General features: G+C 67.2%; 4 protein-coding genes and 1 pseudogene. All 5 read right to left on the reverse strand.

Annotation, left to right across the window (positions count from 1 at the left end):
- Positions 1–245 (reverse strand): annotated as a pseudogene (locus JHC99_RS18150) (NAD regulator); the annotation flags it as partial.
- A 5-nt stretch (positions 246–250) separates the two neighbouring features.
- On the reverse strand, positions 251–844 hold the full coding sequence (locus JHC99_RS18155) for an HD family hydrolase (RefSeq protein ID WP_292156090.1): 594 nt from the start codon (positions 842–844) through the stop codon (positions 251–253).
- A 150-nt stretch (positions 845–994) separates the two neighbouring features.
- Positions 995–1,918: a methyltransferase type 11 gene (locus JHC99_RS18160; RefSeq protein ID WP_292156086.1), complete on the reverse strand. Its 924-nt coding sequence runs from the start codon at positions 1,916–1,918 to the stop codon at positions 995–997.
- Positions 1,919–2,012: 94 nt separating this feature from the next.
- The gene (locus JHC99_RS18165; RefSeq protein WP_292156087.1) at positions 2,013–2,885 is read right to left on the reverse strand and encodes a MoxR family ATPase; all 873 of its coding nucleotides are present in this window, start codon (positions 2,883–2,885) and stop codon (positions 2,013–2,015) included.
- A 79-nt stretch (positions 2,886–2,964) separates the two neighbouring features.
- Entirely contained in the window at positions 2,965–3,147 is a 183-nt protein-coding gene (locus tag JHC99_RS18170; protein WP_292156088.1) for a hypothetical protein, read from the reverse strand.
- Between the last annotated feature and the right edge of the window lie 122 nt (positions 3,148–3,269).

Below are 3,269 nucleotides of genomic sequence, written 5' to 3' on the forward strand. Positions count from 1 at the left end.
AAGGTGTAGAGTTGCTCAACGAAGCCGGGGCGAAAGCCGGTCTGGGCGGTGACGAAGGCCCGCAGAGACAGCTCGAAGGTGCGGTCGTTGGCCGGGTCGAACGGGCCGAAGGGCAGGGCGATCTCGCCGCCCTGTCCTGACTGGTCCGGCGAGGTGGTGGTCAGGACGCAGAGCCGGCGATCGCGGACGGCCATGACCACGGCCGACAGGCCGATGCGGACGCCGTGTTCTCCACCGAACGACACCGGCGCTATTCCGTGTGCCAGGCGTCGGGGGCGGGGATCAGGCCGACGGCCTCGGCCAGGACGCGGTAGCGTTCGAGATAGCGGGCCTGGGCGACCGGGGCGGGCAGGGGCTCGATGACGAGGTCGTAGCCGGGCGGAGGACTGCCAAAAATCTTCAGCGATTCGGCGCGGTCGAATCCAGCGAGTTGGGTCGCCTCGAAGAAGGCGCAGGCGCGGTCGGCCTTCTTGATCAGGGTCTTGATCGGTGGCGGGGACTTGGGCGGCAGGCCGAAGCGGACGTGGATGGCGTCCTCGAGGCGGGCTTCGAAGCCCTTGTAGTTCATGCCCAGCGCCGCCTTGAAGGGCGAGATCATGTCGCCGATGACGTATTCGGAGGCGTCGTGCAGCAGGGCGGCGAGACGCCATTTCGGCTCCAGCCCCGGCTTGATGTGGGCGGCGATCTCTTCCACCACGCAGGAGTGCTGGGCGACCGAGAAGGCGTGTTCGCCGATGGTCTGGCCGTTCCAGCGGGCGACGCGAGCCAGGCCGTGGGCGATGTCCTCGATCTCGATGTCGAGGGGCGAGGGGTCGAGGAGGTCGAGGCGGCGGCCCGACAGCATCCGCTGCCAGGCCCTCGCTTCCTTAGGGGGGCGGGCCTTGTTCGAGGGTTTCAGCGACGGCGCGGCCAAGTTGGGGAGTTCCTGTGGTTGGCCGGTCAGGTGACCCATCCCGTCGTGACGATCAAGTGTGTGCGACGATGTCTGGCCGCATCATTCCCCGACGTTGAGGGCGACGAGGTCCTTGGCGTCTCCGAAGACGTCGTCGGAGCGGCGCTCGCGGACCCGGACGGTGGCGACGACGATCGGGCCGCCGCGAGGACCACGCGCCTCATAGCCGACCATGCGCCAACCGGCGTCGGAAGGTGTGTCGTCAGTCAGGCGCCAGGTCTGGCGTGTGGCCTCTCCCGGCGCGCGGGAATGAACCACCGCAGCGTTGTCTAGGGCCTGGATGCTGACGGATTCCTCTGTCGATGAACCGGGGACACGGCCGGTACCCGAGATGCGGGCCTGGGAGTCATCGGCGCGGATGGTGAAGCCGCCGATGCGGACGTTGGCCTTGTCGCCGTCAGCGTCGACGTGGATGCCGGGCAGGCTGACCCGGGCACGGTCGCCCTCGGCGTCGATCTGCATGCCGGGGGCGGATATGTGGGCCGAGTCTCCGCTCGACGCCGCTTCGGCGGAGGCGGCCTCGGCGGTGGCTTCAGCTCCAGCCACCTCGGCGTCGGCTCGGGCGGCCTCGGCATCGGCACGTGCCGCCTCGGCGTCCGACTGCGCCGCCGCCGCCGCAAGCTGGGCGACCGTGCGCGGCATTGAGTCTGACAGCAGGGTCTCGAAGCGCTTCAACACCGTATCGATGGGATCCTCACCCAGCTGGACCAGGTGCAGCGACACCTCGGCACCGCGCGGACCGGCATAGGTGCAGACCGTGCCGTCGGCCTGGGCCGAGCCCTTGCGGGTCAGGGAGCCCAGGGTGTCGGGGCATTGCAGGGCGTCGATGACCTTGAGCACGCCCTTGGCCTCATCGCCCGATCGGGTCGAGGTGATGCGCACGCCGTCGTCGCAGGCCGCCATGAGGGCGACGAGCCCCGCGCAGGCGGTCAGCAGGGCGAGACGAAGGGACGGGGGCCGTTTCATGCGGTCATCATGCGCCGACGACGCCGGCATTCCAGTGAAATCGCGGTAATCGCCATGACGAAACCTGTTCGACATGGTGTTCGCAGGGTGCGGATCAGCTTCCGGGGCGAGCGCCTTCGCGACGGGTCAGGAAGGCCAGACGCTCGAAAAGGTGGACGTCCTGTTCGTTCTTGAGCAGGGCGCCGTGAAGGGGCGGAATCAGCTTGTTCGGAGTTTTCTCGCGCAGGGTTTCGGGATCGATGTCCTCAACCAGCAGCAGTTTGAGCCAGTCGAGCAGCTCTGACGTCGAGGGCTTTTTCTTCAGTCCCGGCGTTTCGCGTATCTCGTAGAAGGTCTTCAGGGCCTCGGAGACCAGCCGGCCCTTGATGCCGGGGAAGTGGACCTCGACGATGGCCCTCATCGTCTCGTCGTCAGGGAAGCGGATGTAGTGGAAGAAGCAGCGACGCAGGAAGGCGTCGGGCAATTCCTTTTCGTTGTTGGAGGTGATGACCACGACCGGGCGAACGGCGGCGCGGATGGTTTCGCCGGTCTCCTGGACGAAGAACTCCATCCGGTCGAGTTCCTGAAGCAGGTCGTTGGGGAACTCGATGTCGGCCTTGTCGATCTCGTCGATCAGAAGGATGGGGCGGACGGGGGAGGTGAAGGCCTCCCACAGCTTGCCGGGCTTCAGATAGTTGCGGACGTCGTGGACCCGTTCCTCGCCCAGCTGGCTGTCACGCAGGCGGCTGACGGCGTCGTATTCATAGAGGCCGTTGTGAGCCTTGGTCGTCGACTTGATGTGCCAGGTGATCAGGGGGGCGTTCAGCGCCCTGGCCATCTCGTAGGCGAGGACCGTCTTGCCGGTGCCGGGCTCGCCCTTGATCAGGAGGGGCCTTTCCAGGGCGACGGCGGCGTTGACCGCGATCTTCAGGTCCTGGGTGGCGATATAGTTCGAGGTGCCCTCGAACCGTTCGGTCTGCCGCGACATCGGATGCTCCGTGGTGTTCGCCATGACGCCTAGCGAAGGCGGTGCGGGTTAACAACGATAAGGTTGGGCGGAGACGGCATCACTCCGAAGGCGTCGACCTGTCCCAAGCCCAGGGTTGGCGGCGCTTGGCCTCGATGTGGGCGCGCAGGCGGTTCAGCCGTGCGGCGAGTTCCTCGCGCAGGCGTTCGACCTCGGCGGGATCGAAGGCCTCGGTCCTGTCGTCCGTTTCGGGGTGCGGGCGGGCGGGTCTGTTTCGGGCCACTCGGGTTCCTTTCCGGTGGGGGGAGGCTGGCACTAGCACTCAACCGCGCACGCCTCTCCGCCCTCACGCGCCTCCCCGGATCGGCCTCGGCTGCGCCTCGTTGTCCGGGGATGACGTGATTC

The sequence above is a fragment of the Brevundimonas sp. genome, assembly GCF_016463485.1.
Lineage (GTDB): Bacteria > Pseudomonadota > Alphaproteobacteria > Caulobacterales > Caulobacteraceae > Brevundimonas.

Coding starts and splice junctions, on each gene's coding strand:
- JHC99_RS18155 (WP_292156090.1), bottom strand. CDS start 844: ATGCTGTCGGGCCGCCGCCTCGACCTCCTCGACCCCTCGCCCCTCGAC.
- JHC99_RS18160 (WP_292156086.1), bottom strand. CDS start 1,918: ATGAAACGGCCCCCGTCCCTTCGTCTCGCCCTGCTGACCGCCTGCGCG.
- JHC99_RS18165 (WP_292156087.1), bottom strand. CDS start 2,885: ATGTCGCGGCAGACCGAACGGTTCGAGGGCACCTCGAACTATATCGCC.